Source organism: Streptomyces sp. 142MFCol3.1, from assembly GCF_000424945.1.
Taxonomy (GTDB): Bacteria; Actinomycetota; Actinomycetes; order Streptomycetales; family Streptomycetaceae; genus Streptomyces; species Streptomyces siamensis.
Genome location: NZ_AUKV01000005.1, coordinates 101020 through 125021, shown reverse-complemented (window position 1 = coordinate 125021; position 24002 = coordinate 101020). Strand labels below are relative to the sequence as shown.

Sequence of the window (24002 nt, the reverse complement as noted above, 5' to 3'; positions counted from 1 at the left end):
GCGAAGAGCAGTCCTCTCCGGTGGACTCGACGACCGGGGCCTTCGCGGCGGCTGACCGATCCCGGTGACAGGCCTTGCGGCCGAGCCGTTCGGACGCCCCCCGCGCCGGGAGGTGGGAGTGCCGGGGGCGCAGGCTTCCTCGTATCGCACCGACGTGGGATGGGAGTTCGGGCCTATCAGGTGCGAGGAAGCCGGTCCCGGCTCAGCCTCTCCTGGCCTTTGCCCCTTGCTGCCCCGCAGCCTAGGTTCTGAATAGTCGACCGGTCGGTTGAATCACGGTGCCGGTCGCTGTTCCCCTCTGATCCCGTACGAAGGCAGATCACAGCATGCGAGAGACCACCCTGGGCACCCACGGACCGCAGGTCGGCGTCATCGGCCTGGGCGCCATGGGGATGAGCTTCGCCTACGACATGACCACCCCACGCGACGAAGCCACCTCAGTCTCCGTCATCCACCAGGCCCTCGACCTGGGGATGACCTTGATCGACACTGCAGATGTCTACGGCCCGTACACCAACGAGGAGCTCCTGGGCCGGGCTCTGGCCGACCGCCGCGACCGTGCCGTGATCGCCACCAAGGTCGGTATGGAGTGCATCGACCCGACCGGCGGCCCCGGCGGTGCCCCGCTGGTCAAGCCCAATGGACGACCCGAGCACGTGCGCGCGGCGATCGACGCCAGCCTGCGCCGTCTGAAGACCGACCACGTCGAGCTCTACCAGCTGCATCGCGTCGACCCTGAGGTCCCCGTCGAGGAGACCTGGGGCGCCCTGGCCGAGGCCGTCACGGCCGGCAAGGCCCGCCATCTGGGCCTGTCCGAGGTCAGCGTCGAGCAGATCCAGCGGGCCCAGGCCGTGCACCCGGTGGCCACCGTGCAGTCCGAGTTCTCCCTGTGGACGCGCGACGTGCAGGCCGAGGTCCTGCCCTACTGCATCGAGCACGGCATCGGCCTCCTGCCCTACTCGCCGCTGGGCCGCGGCTTCCTCGTCGGACGCTTCGCCTCCTTCGACGAACTGCCGAAGAACGACCAGCGCCGGCGTCTGCCGCGCTTCCAGCAGGACAACCTGCGCGCCAACCTCGGCATCACGACGAAGGTCCGTGAGGTCGCCGACCGGATCTGCGCCACGCCTGCGCAGATCGCCCTCGCGTGGCTCACCGCGCAGGGCCCGCACGTCGTGCCCATCCCCGGCACGAAGACACCGAAGTACCTCGACGACAACGCGGGCGCAGCGGAGGTCCAGCTGTCCGCGGCCGATCTCGACGACCTCGACGCCCTCCCGGCTCCCGTCGGCGCCCGGTACTGACCATCTCACTCCGGCGGCACCTGGCGACGACCGGAGATGACCGAGGGGCGCGGATGACACGCCGCGCCCCTCGGTGTCGCTGCCGGGCGAGCCGCCTCGCCGGCGACCTTGGGCGCGCCGAGCGGCGGCCAGGACGAACCGGGCACCGTGCACGTGGACGCGGGCGACTTCGACGGGGCCCGGCGAACACCCGGGCGGGGACAGCACGCATGCCTCGTGCCAGCCCGGGGCCGACTCCGACGGGCTGCACTGGGCCACCGGGCGGGTCAGTTCCGGCGGCAACTGCACGATCCGTGTTGTGCCCATCCCTACCGGCCACCGACGAGTGGTGGAATGCCTGACTCTGCCATGGGGAAGCCCTGTTGGCTCTGCTCGGCGATCGGGCCGAAGGCAGCGATCTACCCGTCCGCGACCGCGTCGTATCTCGGTACTCAGGGGGCCGGGTGGCCGCCGCCTGGCGGGGCGCGTCGGCCGGCGGCCGAGAGCGTCGTGGTCGGCCGGCCCGACGAACGCATTGCTTCTCAGCAGTTGACAGGGGGGTTGCCGGAGGCCACTCGGCAGAAGTCCACTCCGAGGCCGCCATCCACGGTGCCGGCGTTCGGGCCGACGGAGATGAAGTCGCCGTCGGCGCCGCCGAGGATCCCGCCGCTCCCCGTGGTACCGGCGTCGGCCGTGATGAAGTCGCTGCCGGTGCCGCCGTCGACGGTACCGGCGACGAGGCCGCTGATGACGATCGAGTCGCTCCCGCCCAAGCCGTCGACCCTGTCGCCCGCGGCAAGGGCACCGCAGCTGATGTAGTCGGAGCCGGCAGTACCACTGACGGTCGTACCCGACACGGGACGGCCGTTGACCGTACATGAGGTCAGCGCTTGCGCGGGCGTCGCGGTCAGGACGAGGGGGGCGGCCACGAGGGTGGCGGCGCAGAGCGTGTGCATCGCGTGTCTGATCATGCAATGAGTGGTTCATGGTGACTTCATGATCGCAATCCTGCACCGTGGGTAACTCTACCGTCCGGGGGCGGTCCGCCGCCCGGACGGGCCACCGGGGCTGCCGGATCCCGTCCGGGCGGCGGCCGCGGGGCTCCGGGTGTCGTGGCTGAGCTGCCCCGGGCGCTCCAAGAGCGGGACAATCTTCAGGGACCCGGCCCCCACGCCTCTCGCCCCACCCGTGGAGACACGGGGACCTTTTGGATGGCGTCGGTCGAGGTCTAGCGTGGACACATGGGCGGCGGGACCGTGACGCTGTTTCTGTGCGGCGACGTCATGCTCGGGCGCGGCGTCGATCAGATCCTCACGCATCCGAGCGATCCGCAGTTGCGCGAGGGATACGTAGGGGACGCGCGTTCCTATGTGCGGATGGCGGAGTCGGTGCACGGTCCGATTCCAGCCCCCGTTCCGCCTTCCTGGCCCTGGGGCGAGGCACTCCGCCTCCTGGACGAGAGCGCTCCGGCGGTCCGGATCGTGAATCTGGAAACGTCCGTCACGCGCAGCGACACCTTCGCCCCCGGCAAGGCGATCCACTACCGGATGCACCCGGCGAACCTGCCCGCCCTCGCGGTGGCCCGCCCCGACGTGTGCGTCCTCTCCAACAACCATGTGCTGGACTTCGGCCGCGAGGGGCTGGAGGAGACGCTGGCCGCGTTGGCCCTCGCGGGACTGCGCGCGGCCGGGGCGGGGCGGACCGACGGGGAGGCGTACGCGCCCGTGGCGGTACCGGTGAGGGGCGGCGGCCGGGTGCTGGTGTTCGCCCGCGGGGCCTGCTCCAGCGGTGTCCCGTCCGACTGGGCCGCGGCCCCGGACCGTTCCGGTGTGGCTCATCTGCCGGAGCTGTCTGCGGCCGCGGCCGCCGGTCTGGTTCGGCAGGTGCGGTCCGCGAAGCGCGCGGGCGACATCGTGGTCGTGTCCGTGCACTGGGGCTCGAACTGGGGATACCGCGTTCCCGGGGATCAGGTGCGCTTCGCCCGTGCCCTGGTGGACGGCGGCGTCGACGTCGTCCACGGCCATTCCTCGCACCACCCCCGCCCTATCGAGGTGTACCGGGACCGGCTGATCCTGTACGGCTGTGGTGACTTCGTGGACGACTACGAGGGCATCGACGGCTACGAGGAGTACCGCGACGACCTGCGGATCGGCTACCTCGTCACGGTGGCCGCCGACACCGGACGCCTGGCCGGTGTGCGCCTGCTGCCCCTGCAGGCCCGCCGTATGCGTCTCGAGCTCCCGTCCGGCGCGGATCGCGCCTGGCTGTGTGCCACGCTCGACCGGATCAGCGGTGGCGTACGCGTCACCGAGGAACCCGACGGCTCCCTCGCCGTCACCCACAACGCCACGGAACCGGCCTGAACCGACGGACGGACCGGTGGCCGCGGCGGGCGGAGAACCAGGCCGGCCGCGGCCCCGATCGGTTTCGTCTGCTGATCAACGAGGGCCGGGAGTGCTGACCCGGGCGGCATCCCCTGTGGGGCTGCCGCCGCTCAGGACCAGCGCCTTGGCCTGTTGGAACTCTTCCTGGGTGATGTCGCCGCGGGTGCGCATCTCGGCGAGCTTGGCGAGTTCGTCGGCGCTGCTGGTCCCGCCGCCCGCTGTCTCACGGACGTAGGAGTCGAACATCTGCTTCTGCGCTCTGGCGTGTTCGACGTCACGGCGCCCCATGTCCTTGCCTCGGGCGATGAGGTAGACGAAGACGCCGAGGAACGGCAGCACGATCACGAACACGAGCCAGCCGGCCTTGCCCCATCCGCTCAGGGCGTCGTCACGAAAGATGTCGAAGACGACCTTGAAGAGCAGGAAGAACCACATGACCCACAGGAAGAACCAGAGCATGGTCCAGAAGGCGCTCAGCAGCGGATAGTCGTTCGCCAGGTACATCTGCGTGGTCCCTTCTTCTCCCGCCCGGGCTTCACCCGGATGGCGTTCTGAGCCCACGCTGCACCCGACGACAGCGTTCGGCCTCACACGATCCGGGTGATTCCTGCGGCCCGTCCCCGGGTCCTGGCCGGGCAAGCGACCACCCTGGAGGAAGCACGGTGGGCATCGGGGGTCTGAAGGGCAAGCGCGAACACGGCGAGTCATGTACCGGCGAAAAGCGATGGACACAGGTACTCGTGCGTCCTAGCCTCACCGAGGCTCGTAGGTCCCCCTAGCCGGATGAGGTGCATTTGATGACGGTCCAGGCAACGACGGCCGGCTTCGACAGGCCGTCCCTCGCGCACGTCATGACCTCATCGAACGTAAGGACCCCATCGAGTGGATCTTCCACGTAGCTTCACCATCCGCGAGCGCAGTCACCGCATCCACAACCCGTTCACCAGCGAAAAGCTGGCTGCTCTGGGGCAGGCTCTGTGCTTGGCCCCCGAGACGCGTGTGCTCGACCTCGCCAGTGGTTCGGGCGAGATGCTGTGCACCTGGGCCCGCGCCCACGGTGTCGTCGGGACCGGAGTGGACATCAGCACCGAGTTCACCGCCAGGGCCCGCGCCCGGGCGGCAGAACTCGGAGTCGCGGGTCAGGTGGACTTCGTCCACGGCGACGCGTCCGACTACGTCGCGGACGCGCCTGTCGACCTCGCCGCGTGCATCGGCGCCACCTGGATCGGCGACGGACTGATCGGCACGATCGAGCTGTTGCGTCGCAGCCTCCGCTCCGGTGGCATGTTGCTGATCGGCGAGCCGTACTGGCGCAGGGAGCCGCCGGACCAGGACACCGTCGAAGCATGCCACGCCGGCACCAAGAACGACTTCCGCCCACTTCCTGAACTGATCGAACAGTTCGGTGAACTGGGTTATGACGTCGTCGAAATGGTGCTCGCGGATCAGGGCAGCTGGGATCGGTACCGGGCTGCGCAGTGGCTGAACATCCGACGCTGGCTCGACCAGCATCCCGGCGACGAGTTGGCCGCCGAGTTGAGAGCCGAGCTCTCCCGAGAGCCGGCCCGCTACGCCAGGTACGAGCGCGAGTACCTCGGTTGGGGAGTCTTCGCACTCATGGCCGGCTGACGTTCACGTACAGGTCGGGTCCGGGGAGCGTGCTCCCGGACCCGACCTTCCCGTCAGCCTCACGGATCGTGCGGTTGAACCGGGTTGAAGAAGTTGGTCATGCACGTGGCTGAACCAGAGAAGCCTGAGCCGAGCCAACCCCATGGGACGCCGCTGAACTCGGCCTGCCTACCAAGTCCCCTGCTCAGCGCGGCGCGCACCTACCCTCGGTTCGGCGCGCGAGGGCAAGGAGTCGGTGAAGGACACCGGCAGGCAATGACGAACAGCAGGCAGCGCGGAGGTGGCCCATGCGGGAGCCTCCGCGCTGTCGCCTGCCGGCTCTGGTCAGCGCGGCAGGAGGGGTCCCAGGGGGCCGAGGTCGATATTGAGGTCCTCGGGGCCGAGGTCGTAGCGCTCGCGCAGTTCGGCCATGCGGTCTTCGAGCAGCATCAAGGTGAGGCCCACGCGGTCTTCCTGCTCCTCTGTCAGGTCGCCCACGTCGAAACGCCGCAGCGCCTGCCGTTCCATCAGTTGGCGCAGGAGCTCGACGATGGTGAGGACGAGCTTCATCAGGTCGCGTTCCACGGAGTCCGGGTCGATCTGGATCTGGCCGCTCCGCCTCTGCGCTGCGGGGTCGGGGGTCCCTGCCCCACAGTCAGGACAGATGTGGCGGCCGGTGTGCTCGATGTCCGCACGGGAGTGGTCCGCGGCGTCGAGGGTGCTCACAGCAGGGTCTCCCACGGGGAGGGGACGTTCTCGTTGACCGAGCTGATCAGGGCGTTCAGGTCGATTCGGACCAGGTCCACGTCGGCGATCCGCAGAGTGATGTCACCCGCGAGGACGACCCCGCCTGCGAGCAGTCGGTCCAGCAGGTCGACAAGGGCTATCTCTCGCCTCTCGATGACGCTCATCGGGCCTCACCGGTCACCGGCTGTGTCTCGTGCACGCGTTCCTCCGGCGGGGTGGAGAAGGAGTACGCGGCCCACGGTCCGGTCAGCTCCACGCGCAGCCCGGGTCGATCGTCCTTGCCGGCCTCTACGGACTTCATGAAGGACTCCGACTTTGAACCGTCCACCAGATAGGCGGCGTTGAGAACGTTGCGTCCGCTGGTCCTGGCCAGCTGGGGATTCTGCGGGGGGTGGAGCCGTGTCTCCTGGGCATGCTGCCCCAGCTGGTCGTGCAGACGCTGGGCGAAGGTCTCTGCGCGTCGCCACATGTCGTCGCGGCCCGCTCGTTCGGCTCGGCGGCGACGCAAGTAGTCACGGCCTGCCCCGGCGGCGAGCGCTTCGGCGGCGACGCGGCTGCGCTCGCCGGGGAGTGCCGCCCCGCCATGGGTGCCTGCGCCGCCGGTTTCGATCGGCGGGTCGTCGACGTAGACCTTCACACCCCACTCGACACGATCCCGGATCCGCTCGAGGGAGGCTCGCAGGCGTGTCCCCTCCTCCTCCAGCATGGTGCAGACGCCGCTGTCGTCACGGAACACGGTGGCCAGGCGCAGCGGCAGGGGGCTGGTGACCGTGGTGAGCGCTGCGATCACCGTCTGATGGGCGCGGGCGGTCTCAGCCAGCCAGTCGAGGTCTTCAAGGCTCTGCCGCAGTGCGCTCTCGGAGAACTGACCGGCCGGTACGTCGCTCACGATGGCCGTCAGGCCGGCGTGGTGGATCGGACGGGGCGCAACCCCCGCGACACCGGCCGGTTGCGCCACGAGCGGCGTGTCGAGTGGGCTGCACACCGCGTAGACATAACGCGGATCAGTCATCACGCGGCTCCTTCTCGCGGGGAGTATCCAATGCCTCGGGCACACTTTCGCCCTCCAGCACAGCGAGCCGTTGCCTCAACTCGGTGTTCTCGCGTACGAGTTCCCTGCGGCGGGCGCCCGAGGAGAGCGCCGGGTCGTGCTCCCACCAGTCGATGCCCATCTCCTTCGCCTTGTCGATCGAGGCGACGATCAGCCGGAGTTTGATGGTGAGCAGTTCGATGTCGAGCAGGTTGATACGGATGTCACCCGCGATCACGATGCCCTTGTCCAGGACCCGTTCGAGGATGTCGGCGAGATTGGCCCCCGAGTTCCCCCCGCCGAGGGGGGACTCGGGAAAGCTGCTTGCGGTGCTCATCAACGGCTCCTGGCCTCGGCGGGTTCGCGCTGCTTGCGCTCGTCGGCGTCGGCCTCCTCATCGACGTACTCGTCCTCGGGCTCGTCCTCGGCATACTCGGCGTCCTCGTCCTCGTAGGCCGCCTCGTCCTCATCGGCGTACTCGTCCTCGGGCGCCGCGTCCTCGTCGTAGTCCTCGGGCTCTTCGTCGGTGTACTCGGCGTCCTCGTCGAAGTCCTCTGCCTCATCGGCCGCTTCACCCTCGGCTTCTTCGTCGGCTTCGCTCTCGTGGGAGTCGTCGGAGGAGTCGCGGGCCTGCTGCTCCTCCTCTTCGGCCACGGCGTCGTCATGGCTGTGCACCACCTCGCCGTCGCGGATCTCGCCCCGCCAGCCGTCGGTGGCCTCGCCCTTGATGGAGATGAAGCGGGCGAAGTGCTTCAGGTCGAGGCGGGCACGGCGGCCCTGTGCTCGCCAGATGTTGCCGGTCTTCTCGAACAGGCCCTTGGGGTAGTACTCGATGATCAGGAGGACGCGGGTGAGGTTGTCTGCCAGTTCGTGGAAGGTGACGACCCCCTTGGTGGTGCCCTTGGCTCCTTCAGAGGTCCAGCAGATGCGCTGATCGGGCACCTGCTCGGTGGTGTGTGCCTTCCAGCTGCGGTTGGACCAGAAGACCTTCATCTGCCAGTCGGAGGTCACGTCGTCGGCCCGGTTGGCGTTCTTGACGCCGCGGGCGAAATTGGAGAACTCCTGGTACTGGGTCCACTGGTCGTAGGCGGTACGAAGGTCGACGCCGACATCGATGCTCTCGAGGATCACGGTCGGCTTCTTGCCGCTGCCCGACTTCGATTTACCCTTGCCGCCCTTGCCGAACAGGCCCTTGACGCCGCTGACGACATTGTCCTTGAGGTGTCCGGCGCCCACTTCGACGGCGGTGCGCACGGGGCCCTTGCCGTCGGCCATTTTGCGGCCGCTCTGCAGAGCCAGCTTCGTGAAGCCGGGGCTGTTGCCTTCGGCGATGTCGTTGAGCTTGGTCGTCGTCCGGCCCAGCTTGTGGCCGACGCCCGTCAGGAGTCGGGTGGCCTGCGCGGCCAGGTACTCCCGTGCTTCGGCCTTGAGCCGGTCGGCGGCCTGACTCTTGGCCAGGTCCGTGAGCGGGTTCGTCCTGGGAAGCTCAGCCATTGTCCCGCTCTCCCTTCGCCTGGCTGCGCGGGGCCCGGCGGGCGGCTCCGGCGGTCTTCTTGGCTGTCGAGGACGTCTTCTTGGCGGTGCCCTGGGTCCGCTTGCGAGGCGGTGTCTTGCGCTGCCCCGACTGAGCGGTCTTCTTGGCCGGGGCCCGTTTGCGGGGAGCCGGCCGTTCTTCGTCGACTTCCTGGTCGTCGTTGTCTTCCTGGCTGTCCTCGTCGCGAGAGGAGCGTCCCGTGACTTTCCCGCTCAGGCCACCGGTGGCCTTGTCGGCCGCGTCCTCGACCTCGCCCGCCTCGGGCGCCACGCCCTCGATACGGTCGCGCACATCGGCCGTGCTGTGGTGCAGCTTGTTGGCCAGGCCTTCCATCTGCCGCTCGAGGATCGCCCCGGTGGCAGCCTTGCCGACACCGCGGAAGTCCTCGCGGAGCTGTCCGCCTATCTCCTTGAACTGCGGATTGTTGTCCAGCTGATTGCGGACCAGGCCTACAACGGCCTTGGGGCTCAGCTGGAGCTTCTTGCCGGCGACCATGGTGCCGACAGCGAACGCCAACTTCATCTTCTTGGTGCGTCCGAGGATGTATCCGGCTCCTACTGCGAGCCCGAGTGCTGCTCGGTTCATGGTGTGTTCCGTTCCTGCACGTATCGCTGCACGCGCCTGTTGTCGGTCTGGCGTCACGCGCCTGTCTGTCTCGACCGGCTCACTTCGAGCCGGTCGAGGAGGTCGTCCTCCAGGCGGTCGAATGTCTCCTCGTCGATCTCACCTTCCTCCAACCGCTCTTCCAGTTGGGCAAGTTGAGCCTGTACGGCGGCAGGGTCGTAGTACTGGCGCTCCGCTTCGTCCACCACCTGGTCTAGGACCCACATGGTGCCGCGCACCGGTGCCAACGGGAGGAGGAGAACTTCGCTCAGCAGCCCCATGCGGGCCTCATCCCGCTGCCGGTGCGGCCGGTCCCGGTTCCACAAAGCTGTAGGGCGGAAGCGGGCCGTTGAGCCGGAAGACGAGGTGGGGGTGGGCCTGCTGGAGTTGTTCGATCGCCGTCAGCAGGTGCTCGGAACTGGCACGGTCCACGAGGAAGCTGAGGTTGGTGATCCAGCCGGTGCTGTCGGGGGCCGCACTGACGGCGTCCGCATGCGGTTCGAGTGCGGCATGCACCGCCTCGGCGTCCTGGACTTCACGGGCCTGCACGGCCTTGGCGACGACCTCGCCCAGGCGCAGTTTGTCCTCGTGGCTGCCACCGCCGGCGTCGCGGTTGCTCTGTGCCAGGGCGCGCACGTCTGGATTCCCGGCCATGACGGCGTGGAGCACGGCCTCTTCGTCGTGCTGGACCTTGACGTTGTACTCCACCCGGTCACGCAGGGCCTCGAGGCGTTCCTGGTAGTGCTTGGCACGTTCCTCGAGTGCGGCCGCCACCGCGTCGTCGTCGTTGGCGACGCTGCCGAAGCGCATGGGCAGGACGGTGCCTCCGCCGCCGGCCTCCGAGAGGACGTTCTGGTGCGCGAGCAGGTCCCGGCGCTTGGGGCGGAGGTTGTCGGGGGCGTCGCTCACGAGTGCTGCGAGGCCGCCGCCCTTGACAGTGCGCACGGTCAGCGCGGGGCTTCCGATGCCTTCCATTCCCTCGGGCAGGCTCGGGTGATCGGCGTCTGCGATGCCGTAGACGTACGTACTCACTCCTGCTCCTCCTTCCGGCGGCTGGACGTGGTGCGGCGCTGGCGCGGCTTGGGCTGGCTCTCGCCCTCTTCACGGGCCTGGCTGAACGCGTCGGAGATGGTCTGCGCGGCTCCGGAGAGAGCCCCCTTGGTCTTGCCCCGCGCGCCGGACTCCATGGTGTCGCCCACGATCTCCGGGAGTCCGGGGCTCTTGTTGGCGCCCGATTCCAGGTCCAGTCGGTTGCAGGCCTCGGCGAAACGCAGGTACGTGTCCACGCTGGCGACGACGACACGCACGTCGATCTTCAGGATTTCGATCCCGACCAGCGACACCCGGACGAAGGCGTCGATCACAAGTCCTCGGTCGAGAACCAGTTCGAGCACGTCGTAGAGGCCGCTGGTGCCTCCGCCTCCGCCGCCCTGGTGTGTTGTGGCGACAGTCATAGGGAGTTCCTCCTCGTTGTGTGGGTGTCTGTGTGGTGCCTTTCAGGAAGCGGGACTGTCAGTCGGCACGGTGGCGGGCGCGAGACCGTGGCGGACGATCCGTTCGCCGGCGGTCAGCGCGAGCGGCGGTCGTCGGACCGTCCGCGCTCATAGCGCCTGAGTCGGTGGTAGCCGGTGAGCATGCCCTGCTCGTCGAGCGTCACCTCGTAGCTTGCGAGCAAGCTCATCGTGTCGGGGACTCTGGACAGTTCCAGGACCTCCACCTCAAGGCGCCAGCCGTCGTCGGTGACGCTGAACGTGGACACCGCGTCGACCGGCTTGCCGGTGAGTTCCGCCAACTGCTCGCGCGCTTCTCGAAGAGCCTCCGCGGGACGCAGCTTCCTGCTGCGCCGCGGAGTTTCGGTCTCGGCGGGTTCGCCTGGACCACTGCTCTTCTTGGCGGTGGGTTGAGATGTCTTGTCGGACCCTGTGCGTGATGTATTGGATGAGTTCGTCATAGCAACCTCCCACCCCGTGTGCCCGTGAATCTCTGGCCAAACCTTGGGACTTGCTGATTCTCGGAGCGTCGCGGGCTGCTGTGCTCCCTGTCCGGTGACCGATCCTTGAGACGAATGCAGTTCGTTCCGCCGTCCCGCGCCTCGGCCACGGCTCCGAGTGCCCAACTCCTGGCGAGTTACGGCATCCGGGGGTACGCCTCTTCTTGCGAGGGCGGCCTGCTCGGGTCTGTTGATCTCCGTAGCCCGCCGCGAGGTCCGCTGCTGCGGTCGACGGCTTGACATCGCGCCGGCACGGGGCTCGCGCTCGGGCACGACGCACTCGAAGCAAGCAAGGCGTGTACGCGCGCATCAGGGACATGCGTGAGGCATGGCCAATCGAGACAGCATGGACAGGTCGGAAGTGGCACGTGAAGGCAAGGCCGACGAGCCGGATGCGTTCGGCCCCTCCGACGCGATCGAGCGGTCCGCGCCGGAGTCCCCGACCGAGCTTTCCAGGCAGGCTTGGGGTGCGGTATTCAAGCGGAGCTTTCGTGAGTTCCAGGAAGACGAGCTGGTGGATCGTGCGGCAGCTCTGACCTACTACGGTGTGCTTTCTCTCTTCCCTGCCCTGCTGGTGCTGGTGTCACTGCTGGGAGTGGTGGGAGAGAGTGCCACCCGAAAGGTGCTGGACAACCTGGAGACGCTCGCGCCGGGGCCGGCCCGCGACATCCTCACCAAAGCGGTCACCCAGTTGCAGGGACATGCCGGCACGGGCTCGATCATGGCGGTGATCGGTCTGGTTCTGGCGATCTGGTCGGCGTCGGGATACGTCGGGGCCTTCGTCAGAAGCGCCAACCAGGTCTACGACGTTCCCGAGGGCCGACCGCTGTGGAAGATCCTTCCGCTGCGTCTGGGTCTCACGCTCGCACTCATGGTGCTGGTGATGCTCAGCGCACTCATCGTGGTCTTCAGCGGGAGCCTCGCCAGGCGCGCCGGAAGCATCTTCGGCCTCGGTGACAGCGCGCTCGCGGTCTGGTCCGTGGCCAAATGGCCCGTACTGGCCATCTTGCTCGTCGCGATGATCGCCCTGCTGTTCTGGGCTGCGCCGAACGTCAAGGTCAAGGGATGGCTCTGGGTGACTCCGGGCGGCTTTCTCGCGCTGCTCATCTGGGTCGTGGCCTCGGCAGGCTTCAGCTTCTACGTCTCGGGCTTCTCCTCGTACAACAAGACGTACGGGGCCATGGCCGGGGTGATCGTATTCCTCGTCTGGCTGTGGTTGAGCAATCTGGCCATCCTCCTGGGCCTGGAGTTCGACGCGGAGATCGCTCGGCAGCGCGCCATGGCCGGCGGGCTGCCGGCGGAGGCCGAACCCTTCATCGAACCCAGGGACACACAGGCGTGGGACGAGCGGGACGAGCAGCAAGCGACCTGACGTCCTGCCCGGACACCGGTCCGTCGGGGCGCGCAGTCGGCTGACTCCACGCGGCCTCCTCCCGCAGTGCAGCCCGGCCGAAGACTTGCTCGACCGTGATAACCGGGCTGTCAGGGGTACGCGGCCCCGCATGACAGCGATGACTGAGTCCTCCGGGCGTTCGGTGGCACGGCAGGGTCTGCGCCGTATGCACGGCTTCTACGCGGCAGGATCTCTTTTGTGGGCGATTACCGCCGCCTGGACGGGTTGGCTGCACCCCGGAACCAGGCAGATGTGGGTGTCCCTGCTCCTGCTGATCGTCTTCACCGGCCTCTTGATCACGACATCCCTGTACCTGCGCGAACCCGCGCCCTCTCTGCACGCTGCAGCTCGGTGCCGCCCGGTGGAGCGGCACTCCGCCGCAACCGCGCGCCACACGAGGGCCTGAGCACAGCCGCGATGGCTTGCAGCATCACGCAGACCGCTCCAGGCTCTCGCCGTCGTCCCCGATCCCTTTCCGGCATGGCCAGTTCGGCAGCAATCCCAACAAACAGACCGCCGCACCCGCGGCATGGCCGGGGGTGCGGCGGTCATGGGGTTCACTGGAAGCAGGCGGGTGCATCCTCTCCCCCCTGCCCTCGCAGCGGGACGTCCGAGGCTCGGAGTCGGCTGGGTGGTCGCTCGGCGCGCTCCAACGCCGCGTGTGATTGCCGAAGTTCGGAACGCTGACTGTCCCTGATGCCACATTCCCTTCGAGGGTGGGCGGCGAGGCCATACCGGCGGTACCGGATACGAGCTGACCGCAGTGGGCAACCCCAGCGCGTTTCGTGTCCACGAGACCGGTGGTCGCCGCGTTCGGTGCCTCGGCTCGGGCCGGCTGCTTCGCGGGCCGGCGGTACCCATTCGATCGACAGGAGCGGTCGAGCCCAGCGGGACCGACTGGTGTGGCTGGTGAAAGCCGGCCACCTCACCCCTGGGTGTGGGGGTGCTGTCCGGCCCTTGCTCTTCGGATACGCCGTATCACCTGTGGTGGCCACCACGCCGTCCTGAACTGACCGGCTGTGGCAAGCCGTCCTGCGCACGTCGTTCACCCAGACCCACCGGTGGAGCGACGTGGCCGAGGGAGGCTGGGTGGCTCAGAACCGACCGCCTGTGGCACGGGTGAGTGGCCCCTGGCCGCGGCGTGCGCCCGCCCTGCCGAGGCTGAAGGCCCCCAGCAACGCGGCTATGGCCCCGCCTCCCGCACAGGCCGCCACCGCCTTCCGGTTCTTCACGAGTGTCCAGGCGGTTGTGGCCGCCTGGACCGACTTCCCCGGCACGGAGGACAAGAAGGCCCCGCCTGCCTTGGCCTTCGTGCTGAGGGCGACAACACGCCCGGTCACCTCTTCGCTCGTCTCGGCGGCAGTCGACTTGGCGTCCTCTGCGGCCGCAGCCGCGCTTGCCGCACCGCGGCGAGCGGTGTTGCCTGCGGCACGGGCCGCCCTCTTGGGGCCGGTGGTCTTTTTCGTCGTCTCGTCGTTCCTGGCTTGTTCAGTCATGAACCCCTTGTAGCCGGAGACTCACGACCGAAACGGGTCTGTGGAGAATCCTCGAACAAAGTGCGGACGCCGGCACCGATGAACCCTCCCAACCCTTCGGCGCAGTGCTTCCGTCATCGCACGCCGCAGGCGAAGGCGCCGGCGAGGCCGCGCCTTGGACCCGCGTCAGAGCCGTGACTACCCCTCGTGGCAGTTGGAGGCCCCGTCCACGGCCGTGTGCCGCAGCCAGCGAGCGTCTATCTCACGGCCGTCCGGCAGGGTGAAGCGACGCGGACCGTCGTCCGTCACGAATCCGGCGCTCACCAGGGCTCGCGCGGATGCCACGTTCGTCGCTTCGTGACCCGCCTGGACGCTCCGCAGCCCCATGTGGGTGTGAGCGAACAGTGCAGCCGCCCGGAACAGCTCGGCTCCGAGGCCCAGGCCGCGGGCATGCGGTGCGAGTGCTCCGCCGATCTCTCCGGTGCCGGTGGAGAGCTGTAGGGTCGCCGCGTATCTGCCGTCGTCCAGGCGCACACCTATGAGCCGCTGTGTCTGGTCAGCGGGAGGCTCGAACGGTTCGGTCAACAGGCGGCGCGGGAGCAGCGACGGGAAGCACGTGTCGGCATCCGCAGGACGCAGCTCGGTCAGCGCCTCACGGACGTGGTCGTCGGCCATGACCTGATCGGGACCCCAGCCGAGCCACCGCTGCGCCTCGGGGTCCGAGCACACGGCCCAGGAAGCGGCGCGATCCAGCATGGTCTGCGGGGTGTAGAACATCAGGTGGTCGGTGTGCAGAGTGTGCCGTCGGCGCCTGCACACACCGGGCCGAGGGAGCTTGGGCATCGCCCGCCCGCGCCGCTTCGATGACCAGACCATGCGCCCTTCCCGAAGGCCCGCGGCCAGGTCGGCCGGTTTGCTTGTGCGGGAGTCTAGTTCTGCGCTTCTGTGTTCAGCGCACGGCTGTCTGCGTCCCTTCCGGAGGAAGAGGTGCTGCCACAGCGGGCAGTGGTCGAGGCGGACGTCCCCTCCACTGCAATGGACGGAGGGGCGCCGTCGGCTCCCTCACCCCTGGTCTCTCGAACCGGGCGTAACTCCCTTGCGCTGGGCTGCCGTTGGGGCCTGGTCGGCAACAGACGCTTGACGGCGGCGGCAGCGACAGCGACAGCGACAGCGACAGCGACAGCGACAGCGACAGCGACAAGACGAGCATTGCGCAGCTCGGGCCAGGGCACCGCGCTGCGCACTCATGTGACGGTCACAGGGTCGCGGCGTCGATCACGAACCGGTACCGGACGTCGCTGTTGGCGACCCGCTCGTAGGCCTCGTTGATCTGGCCGGCCTCGATCAGCTCGATCTCGGCGCCCAGTTGGTGATCCGCGCAGAAGTCGAGCATCTCCTGGGTCTCGCGGATTCCGCCGATGTTCGAGCTGGTCAGGCTGCGGCGGTTGCCGAAGACCGAGGCGAGAGAGACCTGCACCTCTTCTTCGGGGATGCCGACGTTCACCAGGGCTCCGCCCGTCCGCAGGAGCGAGAGGAAGGCCGCGTAGTCGAGCGGCACCGAGACCGTGTTGACGATGACGTCGAACGAGCCGGCGAGGTCGGTGAACGTCTTCGCGTCCGCGGTCGCGTAGTAGTGGTCGGCGCCCAGGCGCAGGCCGTCGTCCTTCTTGCGAAGGGACTGCGACAGCACGGTCACCTCCGCGCCGAGGGCATGCGCGATCTTGACTCCCATGTGACCGAGCCCGCCGAACCCCACGACAGCGACCCTCTTGCCGGGGCCGGCGTTCCAGAACTTCAGCGGCGAGTAGGTGGTGATGCCTGCACACAGCAGCGGGGCGGCCACGTCCAGAGGCAGGCCGTCGGGGATGCGCAGGACGTAGTTCTCGTCGACCACGATCTTCTGGGAGTAGCCACCGTACGTCGGCTGTCCGTCCTTGCCGATCGCGTTGTAGGTCCAGGTCGGCTGCTCGAGGCAGTACTGCTCCAGTCCCGCCTTGCAGTTCACGCATCTGCGGCAGGAGTCGACCATGCATCCCACGCCGACCCGGTCGCCCACGGCGAACCGGGTCACCTTGGAGCCGGCCTCTGTCACCACACCGGTTATCTCGTGGCCGGGGACCATGGGGAAGATGCCGTCGCCCCAGCCCTCACGGACCTGATGGATGTCCGAGTGGCAGATGCCGCAGAATGCGATGTCGATCAGGACGTCGGATTCGCCGAGCGGGCGGCGCTCGATGGTGGTGGGCTCCAGGGGAGCCTTGCCTACGGGTGCAGCGTATGCGGTGACGGTGGTCATACCGGGAGCCTTCGCGCGTGGAGGGGGGCCGACCGTCCGGCCGGCCGGTGGGGGATTCTGCCGACTGCACGGCGAGCCGGGCTGCAAACAGGAGATCCGCGGCGCTGGGCGCGTCACCGCCTGATGGTCACCCGGCCTTCAGTCAGCCATGGGCTTGATTGACACCATTCGTCATTCTCGCCACATCGGTCGGAAAACGCTCGCCGAGCCGGCACCCCCGCTCCCCACTCCCCCGCAGGTGCGTCTTCACGCACGGCCGGACCTCACCTCGGTCTCAACGGTCGAGGGGCTGAACCACTGCCGGCACGGTCCGCGACGTCCGCCAGGACCTGTCCAGTCGATCAAGGTGAGTTTGGAGCGGGCGTGCGGCCCCACCTGTGAGAGGTCCGGCGGTCACGCATGTTGGCTGTCGTCTGCGGACTGCTTCAGCAACTCGTCGCGCACTCGAGTGCAGCTACTGGCGATCAGCCGGGACACGTGCATCTGAGAAAGGCCGGCCTTCTCAGCTATGCGGCGCTGCGTCATGTCCTCGAAGAAGCGCAGATAGAGAATGGTCCGCTCGCGCTCCGGGAGCTGGCTCAGCTCCGCCTTGGCCGCCTCGCGGTCGATGACCGTCTGGTAGGCGGGGTCGGTCGAGCCGAGGAGGTCGGCGAGGCTGAGAGGGCCACCAGCTCGTCTCGCACGGCGTCGCGCTCCGGCCCCTTCGCCAGGCCCGTCAGGCGCGCGAAAAGCGCGGCGGCACCGGCTGGGGTAGGCGTACAGGGTCGCCGCTTCGAGGCGGACGGGGCCCCGTCAGGCGCACTGGCCTGGACATGGGCCGGGGTGTAGGCGCGGCCTGCCATCGTGTCGGAAGCCATGCGAATTCGCTCCTCGAAGTGGTCTCCAGCTCGATGCGACGGGTTGAACGTCGGCCGAACCAGGTGGCCAGGAGGTCCGCCGAGCGAGGGTCCGCCCGGCCGGCTGCGGGGAAGTCGCAGCCGCCAGGGCCCCGGCTGAGCGCGCGCCTCCGGTCCGAGGCACAAGCCGCCGGGTTCCCCTGGCCCCCGCCCGCAAACGCCACACCAGAACTCGCCTCACGCGCCTGCTCTTCCGTCGGCTCGGCATCCACGACGTGAGGAACGGTTCCCGGACACAGCCCTTGAGCAACTGGCGCACGCCGCGCGCGGGATCCGCCCGGGGAGGGCTTCGACGAGGCTGGGCTTCCCGATCATGGGCAGGCCGGACGCGGCGCACGACCGAACCGTGCTTTTCGAGGCCTCGGAACGCGGGCCGCCACTTGCCACCCGTGGACAGACCTGTTCGGACGAAGTCGCCGCAACGGCGAGATGACGGGCTGACGGCGGGTACGCCTTGTTCATGAACTCATACACCCCCGACGCTCTGCCAACTGGCCTCGCCAACGCTTCCGGATGGTGGCTGAGGGCCCTGGACCGAATCGAACGGTCGGAGCTGGCAGATCCGGCGATTCGGGTTCTCCAGCGAGGGATCCGCGCGCTTCCACTGGGCGAAGCGCGCGACCTGCTCCGGGGCGGTCCGTTGGGCCATCCCCTTCATCCGGTCCTGGTGGATGTACCGATCGGGTGCTGGCTGTCGGCGGCCATCCTGGACGTCGCACCGACAGACCGGCGTGCGCCTGCCATCCTCACCGCCGTCGGTCTGGCAGGTGCAGCCCCAGCAGCCGTCACAGGGTGGGTCGACTGGGCGGATCTTCCACCTCAGCAGGCACGCGTCGGACTGGTCCATGCGGCTACGAATGTGGCGGCGATCGCCTTCTACACGGCATCGTTGGCGGGTCGCCTTCGGGGCCACTCGGCGAAAGGACGGCTGTGGTCGATGTGCGGACTGGCGGTAGTCGCAGCTGGTGGTGCACTGGGTGGCCACGTTGCGTACCGGCGAGCCGGATGAGTCGCTGCCCTGACCCCATTCGGCCGTATTTTCGCGCCGTCCCGGGGCGCTACAAGGGCTCGTCGTGGCTGCTCACCACCCGCCCGCTGCCCCAAGGCATACGGCTAGTCACCAAGACGTGCCCACGACGAGAGTCCGATGCATGCCGACCAGGGTCTACGGCTGGGAGGTGCCCCCAGCCGTCAGCCGTACCCGGGCGGGTCGACGCACAGCGGTGCTCGCTTCCTTGCTCCGCCCGCCCGATAGCGGCTCAGGATTTGCCGCGGCCGGTGACGAAGTCGCGAGCACGGTCGACCAAGCCCGCTCCGGGGCCCAGAAGCTTGTTGGCGGGCGGGGTGTCGGGAGCCGAGGGGTGGGGGCGGGTCGGAGCCATCGCCTTCGCCCGTCGGACCTTGTCCCCGAGATCTCCGAGCATCTCCGAGGAGCAGACCTGGCGCAGTTGCGGGAAGAGATTGTTCTCCTCGTCCTCGACGTGAGCTGACACCTCGTCCATCAGCTGCTGCAGCACTACGCGCATCTGTGCGTCCTCGGTGTCCATCCGCTCCAACTGCTTGAGGAGTTCCTCCACCCGCTCGTGGTCCGCGAGTTCCTTGTCCGCAAGCCGGTCCCCGTTCTCGACGTGGTCCCGTACCGCGGGATAGAGGTACTGCTCCTCCGCGACCGAGTGGCGTACCAACTCGATGGTGACCTCGTCGATGAGATCGCGCAATTGCTGTCCCTGCCCGGCCATCGCCTGGATCCGGCCGAAGATCTCCTCCACTTCCCTGTGGTCGGCCATCAGTTCCTCAAACACATTTCCGCCGTGTCCCATGGTGTGCGCCGGCCTCTCGATCGTGTGCCAGGTGGACCATCCGTCCACCAGACAGTGATCCCCGGGCCGACACGTCCGTAGGGCTGCGCGCACGGATCCCACCTGATCGGATGCGATACACGTCGAGACCGGCGAAGGGCCGCCGTCCGGCTGGACCGCACCTGCCACGAAGGGGCGCGCGCCGCTCGCAGAGCAGGTCGAGCCACGGTGGCTTCGTGCCGTTCTGCGTGCCGGGCATGGCCAGGTGGACGCCATTGTTCGGGCGACGGCCTTCGTGCAGGACTTCACGCCCCCAGCAGGCTCTGCGGCAGCGACAAGAGGAGGTGAGCCGGGTCGTCGAAGACGGCGTCAGCCCCGGCCGCTTCCAGGGCCTGTCGGGAGATGCCGCCGCTGAGCACGGCCACGCACCGTACCCCCGCGCGACTGCCCGCCTTCATGTCCCACACGGTGTCCCCGACGAACACCGCTCGGTCGGCAGGAACGCGGGCCAGTTCAAGGGCCTGCTCCACCGGCTCGGGATGAGGCTTGCCTTCGGAGACGTCGTCGGCGCTCGTCGTGGCCACGATGGCGTCGTCCGCATCGATGGCGCGGCGCAAGGCGGAGAGTTCGTGCCCGCTGGCCGAGGTGGCCAGGACGACCTTCCAGCCGTCGTCAGCCAGCCGTCGCAGCAGGCGCCCGGCGTCGGGCAGGGCGCGGAGCCGCTCGAAGTACTGGCCGTACAACGCCGTATGCGCGGCGCTGAGATCCTCGGCTTCGTCCGCGGCCTCGGAGTCGCCGATAAGCTGGGCGACGAGGTCGTGCGAGCCGAGTCCCACCGCCTGATGGATGGCGTGGGTCGACACTTGGTGGCCGGCCTGGCGGAACGCCTCCCACCAGGTCACCACGTGGAGATGATTGGTGTCGACCAGGGTCCCGTCCACGTCGAAGACGGCGGCACGCTGCCTACCGGGGTGCATCAGGTAGTCGGCGTCGCACATGGGAAACTCCTTGATACTAGGGGGCGCTCAGATGTCGCGTCGCTCCACCGGCCGGATAGCGGGGCCCTGGCGGATGCGTCCTTCCCGCGCGAAGCGGGAGCCGTGACACGGGCGCTTCCACGCCTGTTCCGCGTCGTCGAATGCGACGACGCAGCGGAGATGGGTGCACCGATACCCAGCTCGTCCACGACCTCGGCGGCGTGCCTGATCGGATCGGTCTGCGACTTCGCGTACAGCCGTGCACCTCGGAGCCGGCTCCGGAGTGATGTTTCGGCGTTCATGACGACCGAGTGCCCACCGGGTCGTGTGATACCCGGGTCCACCTTGATCAGAAGCCTCTCGGCACCTGGGACAGCGGCCCCGAGAGCCGATTGCCGGCGACGGCCAGGAGCGCCCCTCGGGCTCTTGCGGCCGTCTCCGCCATGAGCGGAACCTTCCGTCCCGTTTTGCGGGTTCTCCTTGCCGCCCACCGGGTACCCGGGAGCACCAGGAACGCGCTGGACCGGCGCGCCTGACAGCGGACAAGGGAGGAATCATGAGCACGGTCAAGGAAGCAGTGGACGTCGGCGTCCCCGTGCGTACGGCCTACAACCAGTGGACCCGGTTCGAGGACTTCCCGAGCTTCATGGAGGGCGTCGAGGAGGTCAGGCAGCTCGACGATCGCCACAACCACTGGACCACGAAGATCGGCGGCGTGCAGCGCGAGTTCGACACCGAGATCGTCGATCAGCTGCCGGACGACCGCATCACCTGGCGTTCCATCGGCGGCGATACCCGGCAACGGGGGTCAGTGCGGTTCGAGAGCCTGGACGCCTCGCACACCAGGGTGGAACTGACCATGGACGTCGAGCCCACAGGTGTCGCCGAGAAGGGCGCGGACATGCTCGGCGTGATCGACCGCCGGGTCAAGGGCGATCTGCGCCGCTTCAAGGACTACATCGAAGAGCACGGCGACACCTCTGGCGGCTGGCGCGGACGCATCCGGCCCGAGAACCCCGGCGCGCCTGCCTGAACACGGTCAAGGCCGGTGTCGAGAGTCAGTCCCAGCCCGGGCGCTCCGTCGGCGCCCGGCACGATGCTGCCGCCGTCGGGCGCCAAGAGGCCGCCGAAGAGAACGTGCTCGATGCGCACATGGTCGTGGAACCACTCCCGATGCCGCAGATTGGGCACCGCGGCCGCGACGTGTGCGTGAGCATGCGGAGCGCAGTGCCCGGAGATCGCGATGCCGCGGGCCTGGGCAAGAGCGGCGGCGCGCAGCCAGGCGGTGATGCCGCCGCATCGGGTGACGTCGGCCTGCAGGCAGTCCACGGCGCAGGCGGCGAGCATGTGCTCGAAGTACGGCAGCGTGTAGCCGTACTCACCGGCGGCGATCTCCAGGGCCAACTGCGCGCGGATCAGGGCGAGGGTCGACAGATGGTCGCAGGAGACGGGTTCCTCGAACCAGGTGACGCCCTCGTCCGCGAGGGCCCGGCCGACGCGCAGGGCCTGTTTCGTCCCGTAGCCGCCGTTGGCGTCGACATACAGCTCGGCGTCGTCACCGATGACGGCGCGTGCCTGGCTCACGCGCCGGAGGTCGCGGTCCTGGCAGCGACCCCACGACTCACCGATCTTGATCTTGACGCGGGGAATGCCCTCACCTTCCACCCAGCCGCGCAGCTGTCGCTCCAGCTGTTCGTCGTCGTAGGTGGTGAAACCGCCGCTGCCGTACACCGGCACCTTGTCACGGGCGGTGCCCAACAGCTGCACGAGCGGCAGGTCGAGCAGCCGTGCCTTGAGGTCCCACAGGGCGATGTCCACGGCGGCGATCGCCTGGGAGGCCACCCCGGGCAGACCGGCGTCGCGGACCGCGCGATGCATGGCTTCGTTCATGCACGGAACATCGAATGCCGCGGCCCGGTGACGATGTCGCAGAGCAGGTCCTCGATGATCGCTGCCGCGGCGGCAGGCGCATAGGTGTACCCGATGCCGGTGACGCGGCCGCAATGCACGGCGGCCAGAACGAGTGTGGTGCTGTCCCAGCTCAGCGTGCCGTCTGCCTCCGGCGCGTCGGTGGGAACGGTGAACACCATGGTGTCCACCCGCTCCACGACCGGGCTGTCGCTCACCTGTCGTCGTCCGTGCCCGGCCCGTCCGCCTTGTGGCGGCCGCCGCCCGGCAGGAACTCCTGCACCTTGGCCTTCCATCCCTGACGGATCATGGCGGAGCGGTCGCTGTCACCCTTGAGGATCGAGGTGGCAGCGGCTTCGATCTGGTCGAGGGTGGCGTGCGGCGGGATGGGCGGCACGGCCGGGTCCGTGACGAAGTCGAGCACGCAGGGCCTGTCCGCGGCCAGGGCGGTCTCCCAGGCGCCTTGCACGTCCCCGGGCTTCTCGATCCGCATGCCGTCCAGGCCGATCAGACGGGCGAAGTCGGCATAGGCGACGTCGGGAATCGACTGGGAAGGCACGAACTGCGGAGCGCCCTCCATGGCTCGCATCTCCCAGGTGACCTGATTGAGATCCTGGTTGTTCAGGATGGCCACGATCAGCCGCGGGTCGGCCCATTCACGGTAGTACTTGGCGACGGTGATCAATTCGGCCATGCCGTTCATCTGCATCGCTCCGTCACCGACGAGGGCGATCGCCGGGCGATCGCCGTGGGCGAACTTGGCGCCGATGACGTACGGCACACCGGGACCCATGGTGGCCAGAGTTCCGGACAGCGAGCCGCGCATCGCTCCGCTCAGCTTCAGGTGCCGGGCATACCAGTTGGCGGCGGATCCGGAGTCCGAGGCCAGGATCACGTCGTCGGGCAGCAGGCCGTTCAAGGCGTGGACGACGTACTCGGGGTTGACCGGGTCGGCCTCCACGTCGGCGCGGCGCTGCATCACCTCCCACCAGCGGGCGGTGCCCTTCTCGATCTTCTTGCGCCAGCTCTTGTCCCGGCCCGCGTCGAGCAGCGGCAGCAGCCGGGCGAGGGCCTCGCGGGCGTCGCCGACGAGGTTGACCTCGAACGGATAGCGCAGGCCGACCATATGCGGGTCGATGTCGATCTGTACGGCCCTGGCCTGACCGAACTCCGGCAGGAACTGCGTATACGGGAACGACGAGCCGATGACGAGGAGGGTGTCGCAGTCCTGCATCAGCTCGTACGAGGGCCGGGTGCCGAGCAGACCGATGGAGCCGGTGACGTAGGGCAGGTTGTCGTCGAGAGCGTCCTTGCCGAGCAGTGCCTTGGCAACGCCGGCGCCGAGCCGGTCGGCGACCGCCATGACCTCCTGCCGCGCCCCACGGGCGCCCTGTCCGATCAGGATGGCGACCTTGCTTCCGGCGTTGAGGACATCGGCGGCACGGGCGACATCCTCGTCGGACGGCACGGGCGCGTAGTGCGGCATGCCCAGACTGGACGGCACCATCTTGAAGGCGTGCTCGGGCGGCGAGTAGTCGAGTTCTTGCACGTCGGCGGGGATGATGACAGCGGTGACCGACCGCCTGGCCATGGCCGTGCGCATTGCGCGGTCCAGCACGTTGGGCAGTTGTTCGGGGACCGTGACCATCTCGCAGAAGTCCGAGGCGACGTCCTTGTAGAGCGTCAGCAGGTCGACCTCCTGCTGGTAGGAGCCGCCCATCGCGCTGCGGTTGGTCTGGCCGACGATCGCGACGACCGGCACGTGGTCGAGCTTGGCGTCGTACAGGCCGTTGAGCAGGTGGATGGCCCCGGGACCGGAGGTGGCCGCGCACACGCCGATCCGGCCGGAGAACTTGGCGTAGCCGACGGCCTCGAAGGCGGCCATCTCCTCGTGGCGGGCCTGGATGAACCGGGGGTTGTCATCAGCGCGGCCCCAGGCCGCGAGCAGGCCGTTGATTCCGTCGCCCGGGTAGGCGAAGACATGCTCGACACCCCAGTCGCGCAGTCGCTCCAGAACGTGGTCGGAAACCTTCTTCGACATGGTCAAAAGCCTTTCTGGAAGTCGCTTGACATGACGCCGGC

Annotated in this window: 26 protein-coding genes and 2 pseudogenes; 7 read left to right on the top strand and 21 right to left on the bottom strand. The window is 68.4% G+C overall.

Going from position 1 to position 24002, the window contains the following annotated elements; genetic code table 11:
* Window positions 1-326: 326 nt before the first annotated feature.
* A complete protein-coding gene (locus H305_RS0108755) occupies window positions 327-1301 on the top strand; it encodes an aldo/keto reductase (RefSeq protein WP_028800061.1) in 975 nt (324 codons plus the stop codon).
* A gap of 521 nt (window positions 1302-1822) precedes the next feature.
* On the opposite strand, the gene H305_RS0108750 is transcribed toward H305_RS0108755, so the two are convergent.
* Window positions 1823-2251 (bottom strand): hypothetical protein, encoded by a 429-nt coding sequence (locus H305_RS0108750; RefSeq protein WP_037763052.1) that lies wholly within the window; start codon window positions 2249-2251, stop codon window positions 1823-1825.
* Between the two features lie 270 nt (window positions 2252-2521).
* Here H305_RS0108750 and H305_RS0108745 point away from each other — a divergent pair, with 270 nt between their 5' ends.
* A complete protein-coding gene (locus H305_RS0108745) occupies window positions 2522-3643 on the top strand; it encodes a CapA family protein (RefSeq protein ID WP_028800059.1) in 1122 nt (373 codons plus the stop codon).
* Between the two features lie 75 nt (window positions 3644-3718).
* On the opposite strand, the gene H305_RS45035 is transcribed toward H305_RS0108745, so the two are convergent.
* On the bottom strand, window positions 3719-4168 hold the full coding sequence (locus H305_RS45035; RefSeq protein ID WP_037763050.1) for an SHOCT domain-containing protein: 450 nt from the start codon (window positions 4166-4168) through the stop codon (window positions 3719-3721).
* 378 nt (window positions 4169-4546) lie between these two features.
* Here H305_RS45035 and H305_RS0108735 point away from each other — a divergent pair, with 378 nt between their 5' ends.
* The gene (locus tag H305_RS0108735) at window positions 4547-5293 is read left to right on the top strand and encodes an SAM-dependent methyltransferase (RefSeq protein WP_028800058.1); all 747 of its coding nucleotides are present in this window, start codon (window positions 4547-4549) and stop codon (window positions 5291-5293) included.
* Between the two features lie 324 nt (window positions 5294-5617).
* Here H305_RS0108735 and H305_RS54575 read toward each other — a convergent pair whose 3' ends face one another.
* The 10 genes from H305_RS54575 to H305_RS0108685 all read right to left on the bottom strand — a co-directional run bounded on the left by H305_RS54575 (window position 5618) and on the right by H305_RS0108685 (window position 11137).
* On the bottom strand, window positions 5618-5878 hold the full coding sequence (locus H305_RS54575; protein ID WP_028800057.1) for a gas vesicle protein GvpK: 261 nt from the start codon (window positions 5876-5878) through the stop codon (window positions 5618-5620).
* Between the two features lie 116 nt (window positions 5879-5994).
* Complete coding sequence (locus tag H305_RS0108725; RefSeq protein WP_028800056.1) at window positions 5995-6183, bottom strand: gas vesicle protein; 189 nt, start codon at window positions 6181-6183, stop codon at window positions 5995-5997.
* Window positions 6180-7031: a GvpL/GvpF family gas vesicle protein gene (locus H305_RS45030; RefSeq protein ID WP_051370456.1), complete on the bottom strand. Its 852-nt coding sequence runs from the start codon at window positions 7029-7031 to the stop codon at window positions 6180-6182. Before H305_RS45030 ends, H305_RS0108725 begins: the two co-directional genes overlap by 4 nt.
* Entirely contained in the window at window positions 7024-7386 is a 363-nt protein-coding gene (locus H305_RS0108715; RefSeq protein WP_028800055.1) for a gas vesicle protein, read from the bottom strand. Before H305_RS0108715 ends, H305_RS45030 begins: the two co-directional genes overlap by 8 nt.
* Window positions 7386-8543 (bottom strand): SRPBCC family protein, encoded by a 1158-nt coding sequence (locus H305_RS45025; protein WP_037763046.1) that lies wholly within the window; start codon window positions 8541-8543, stop codon window positions 7386-7388. Before H305_RS45025 ends, H305_RS0108715 begins: the two co-directional genes overlap by 1 nt.
* Window positions 8536-9168 carry a hypothetical protein gene (locus H305_RS0108705; RefSeq protein WP_028800054.1) on the bottom strand — a complete coding sequence of 211 codons (633 nt, stop codon included), beginning with the start codon at window positions 9166-9168 and terminating at the stop codon, window positions 8536-8538. The genes H305_RS45025 and H305_RS0108705 overlap by 8 nt, the downstream gene beginning before the upstream one ends.
* A 53-nt stretch (window positions 9169-9221) precedes the next feature.
* Entirely contained in the window at window positions 9222-9467 is a 246-nt protein-coding gene (locus H305_RS0108700; protein WP_028800053.1) for a gas vesicle protein GvpG, read from the bottom strand.
* 7 nt (window positions 9468-9474) lie between these two features.
* Entirely contained in the window at window positions 9475-10218 is a 744-nt protein-coding gene (locus tag H305_RS0108695; protein ID WP_028800052.1) for a GvpL/GvpF family gas vesicle protein, read from the bottom strand.
* Window positions 10215-10640 (bottom strand): gas vesicle structural protein GvpA, encoded by a 426-nt coding sequence (locus H305_RS0108690; RefSeq protein ID WP_028800051.1) that lies wholly within the window; start codon window positions 10638-10640, stop codon window positions 10215-10217. The genes H305_RS0108695 and H305_RS0108690 overlap by 4 nt, the downstream gene beginning before the upstream one ends.
* Window positions 10641-10753: 113 nt before the next feature.
* Entirely contained in the window at window positions 10754-11137 is a 384-nt protein-coding gene (locus tag H305_RS0108685; protein ID WP_078628934.1) for a gas vesicle protein, read from the bottom strand.
* Between the two features lie 367 nt (window positions 11138-11504).
* On the opposite strand from H305_RS0108685, the gene H305_RS0108680 reads away from it, so the two are divergent.
* Window positions 11505-12548, top strand: a complete 1044-nt coding sequence (locus H305_RS0108680; RefSeq protein ID WP_028800049.1) for a YihY/virulence factor BrkB family protein — start codon at window positions 11505-11507, stop codon at window positions 12546-12548.
* A 130-nt stretch (window positions 12549-12678) separates the two neighbouring features.
* Entirely contained in the window at window positions 12679-12975 is a 297-nt protein-coding gene (locus tag H305_RS0108675) for a hypothetical protein (RefSeq protein ID WP_158690495.1), read from the top strand.
* A gap of 688 nt (window positions 12976-13663) precedes the next feature.
* On the opposite strand, the gene H305_RS53305 is transcribed toward H305_RS0108675, so the two are convergent.
* The 4 genes and pseudogenes from H305_RS53305 to H305_RS54570 all read right to left on the bottom strand — a co-directional run.
* Entirely contained in the window at window positions 13664-14065 is a 402-nt protein-coding gene (locus H305_RS53305) for a hypothetical protein (RefSeq protein ID WP_158690494.1), read from the bottom strand.
* A gap of 177 nt (window positions 14066-14242) precedes the next feature.
* Window positions 14243-14920: a GNAT family N-acetyltransferase gene (locus tag H305_RS0108665; RefSeq protein WP_028800046.1), complete on the bottom strand. Its 678-nt coding sequence runs from the start codon at window positions 14918-14920 to the stop codon at window positions 14243-14245.
* Between the two features lie 379 nt (window positions 14921-15299).
* A complete protein-coding gene (locus H305_RS0108660) occupies window positions 15300-16340 on the bottom strand; it encodes an NAD(P)-dependent alcohol dehydrogenase (RefSeq protein ID WP_028800045.1) in 1041 nt (346 codons plus the stop codon).
* A gap of 393 nt (window positions 16341-16733) precedes the next feature.
* Window positions 16734-16997, bottom strand: a pseudogene (locus H305_RS54570) (sigma-70 family RNA polymerase sigma factor); the annotation flags it as partial.
* A 699-nt stretch (window positions 16998-17696) separates the two neighbouring features.
* Between H305_RS54570 and H305_RS56325 the strand changes: the two are divergent.
* Complete coding sequence (locus tag H305_RS56325) at window positions 17697-18245, top strand: DUF2231 domain-containing protein (RefSeq protein WP_420708035.1); 549 nt, start codon at window positions 17697-17699, stop codon at window positions 18243-18245.
* Window positions 18246-18495: 250 nt separating this feature from the next.
* Here H305_RS56325 and H305_RS0108655 read toward each other — a convergent pair whose 3' ends face one another.
* The 3 genes from H305_RS0108655 to H305_RS56320 form a co-directional block, all read right to left on the bottom strand.
* A complete protein-coding gene (locus H305_RS0108655) occupies window positions 18496-19056 on the bottom strand; it encodes a hemerythrin domain-containing protein (RefSeq protein WP_028800044.1) in 561 nt (186 codons plus the stop codon).
* Between the two features lie 284 nt (window positions 19057-19340).
* On the bottom strand, window positions 19341-20033 hold the full coding sequence (locus H305_RS0108650) for an HAD family hydrolase (protein ID WP_234020662.1): 693 nt from the start codon (window positions 20031-20033) through the stop codon (window positions 19341-19343).
* Between the two features lie 27 nt (window positions 20034-20060).
* The gene (locus tag H305_RS56320; RefSeq protein ID WP_078628961.1) at window positions 20061-20570 is read right to left on the bottom strand and encodes a Rieske 2Fe-2S domain-containing protein; all 510 of its coding nucleotides are present in this window, start codon (window positions 20568-20570) and stop codon (window positions 20061-20063) included.
* Here H305_RS56320 and H305_RS0108645 point away from each other — a divergent pair.
* The gene (locus H305_RS0108645; protein ID WP_028800042.1) at window positions 20569-21045 is read left to right on the top strand and encodes an SRPBCC family protein; all 477 of its coding nucleotides are present in this window, start codon (window positions 20569-20571) and stop codon (window positions 21043-21045) included. The genes H305_RS56320 and H305_RS0108645 overlap by 2 nt on opposite strands.
* Here H305_RS0108645 and H305_RS45020 read toward each other — a convergent pair.
* Together H305_RS45020 and H305_RS0108635 are read right to left on the bottom strand one after the other, a co-directional pair.
* Window positions 20967-22102, bottom strand: a pseudogene (locus H305_RS45020) (enolase C-terminal domain-like protein). The gene H305_RS0108645 and the pseudogene H305_RS45020 overlap by 79 nt on opposite strands.
* 32 nt (window positions 22103-22134) lie before the next feature.
* A complete protein-coding gene (locus H305_RS0108635) occupies window positions 22135-23961 on the bottom strand; it encodes a thiamine pyrophosphate-requiring protein (protein WP_028800041.1) in 1827 nt (608 codons plus the stop codon).
* Between the last annotated feature and the right edge of the window lie 41 nt (window positions 23962-24002).

What these genes read in the sequence shown, in the direction of transcription:
- H305_RS0108755 (WP_028800061.1), top strand. Translation starts at nt 327, where the DNA reads ATGCGAGAGACCACCCTGGGCACCCACGGACCGCAGGTCGGCGTCATC.
- H305_RS0108750 (WP_037763052.1), bottom strand. Translation starts at nt 2,251, where the DNA reads ATGATCAGACACGCGATGCACACGCTCTGCGCCGCCACCCTCGTGGCC.
- H305_RS0108745 (WP_028800059.1), top strand. Translation starts at nt 2,522, where the DNA reads ATGGGCGGCGGGACCGTGACGCTGTTTCTGTGCGGCGACGTCATGCTC.
- H305_RS45035 (WP_037763050.1), bottom strand. Translation starts at nt 4,168, where the DNA reads ATGTACCTGGCGAACGACTATCCGCTGCTGAGCGCCTTCTGGACCATG.
- H305_RS0108725 (WP_028800056.1), bottom strand. Translation starts at nt 6,183, where the DNA reads ATGAGCGTCATCGAGAGGCGAGAGATAGCCCTTGTCGACCTGCTGGAC.
- H305_RS45030 (WP_051370456.1), bottom strand. Translation starts at nt 7,031, where the DNA reads ATGACTGATCCGCGTTATGTCTACGCGGTGTGCAGCCCACTCGACACG.
- H305_RS0108715 (WP_028800055.1), bottom strand. Translation starts at nt 7,386, where the DNA reads ATGAGCACCGCAAGCAGCTTTCCCGAGTCCCCCCTCGGCGGGGGGAAC.
- H305_RS45025 (WP_037763046.1), bottom strand. Translation starts at nt 8,543, where the DNA reads ATGGCTGAGCTTCCCAGGACGAACCCGCTCACGGACCTGGCCAAGAGT.
- H305_RS0108705 (WP_028800054.1), bottom strand. Translation starts at nt 9,168, where the DNA reads ATGAACCGAGCAGCACTCGGGCTCGCAGTAGGAGCCGGATACATCCTC.
- H305_RS0108700 (WP_028800053.1), bottom strand. Translation starts at nt 9,467, where the DNA reads ATGGGGCTGCTGAGCGAAGTTCTCCTCCTCCCGTTGGCACCGGTGCGC.
- H305_RS0108690 (WP_028800051.1), bottom strand. Translation starts at nt 10,640, where the DNA reads ATGACTGTCGCCACAACACACCAGGGCGGCGGAGGCGGAGGCACCAGC.
- H305_RS0108685 (WP_078628934.1), bottom strand. Translation starts at nt 11,137, where the DNA reads ATGACGAACTCATCCAATACATCACGCACAGGGTCCGACAAGACATCT.
- H305_RS0108680 (WP_028800049.1), top strand. Translation starts at nt 11,505, where the DNA reads ATGGCCAATCGAGACAGCATGGACAGGTCGGAAGTGGCACGTGAAGGC.
- H305_RS0108675 (WP_158690495.1), top strand. Translation starts at nt 12,679, where the DNA reads ATGACAGCGATGACTGAGTCCTCCGGGCGTTCGGTGGCACGGCAGGGT.
- H305_RS53305 (WP_158690494.1), bottom strand. Translation starts at nt 14,065, where the DNA reads ATGACTGAACAAGCCAGGAACGACGAGACGACGAAAAAGACCACCGGC.
- H305_RS0108665 (WP_028800046.1), bottom strand. Translation starts at nt 14,920, where the DNA reads ATGGTCTGGTCATCGAAGCGGCGCGGGCGGGCGATGCCCAAGCTCCCT.
- H305_RS0108660 (WP_028800045.1), bottom strand. Translation starts at nt 16,340, where the DNA reads ATGACCACCGTCACCGCATACGCTGCACCCGTAGGCAAGGCTCCCCTG.
- H305_RS56325 (WP_420708035.1), top strand. Translation starts at nt 17,697, where the DNA reads ATGAACTCATACACCCCCGACGCTCTGCCAACTGGCCTCGCCAACGCT.
- H305_RS0108655 (WP_028800044.1), bottom strand. Translation starts at nt 19,056, where the DNA reads ATGGGACACGGCGGAAATGTGTTTGAGGAACTGATGGCCGACCACAGG.
- H305_RS0108650 (WP_234020662.1), bottom strand. Translation starts at nt 20,033, where the DNA reads ATGTGCGACGCCGACTACCTGATGCACCCCGGTAGGCAGCGTGCCGCC.
- H305_RS0108645 (WP_028800042.1), top strand. Translation starts at nt 20,569, where the DNA reads ATGAGCACGGTCAAGGAAGCAGTGGACGTCGGCGTCCCCGTGCGTACG.
- H305_RS56320 (WP_078628961.1), bottom strand. Translation starts at nt 20,570, where the DNA reads ATGATTCCTCCCTTGTCCGCTGTCAGGCGCGCCGGTCCAGCGCGTTCC.
- H305_RS0108635 (WP_028800041.1), bottom strand. Translation starts at nt 23,961, where the DNA reads ATGTCGAAGAAGGTTTCCGACCACGTTCTGGAGCGACTGCGCGACTGG.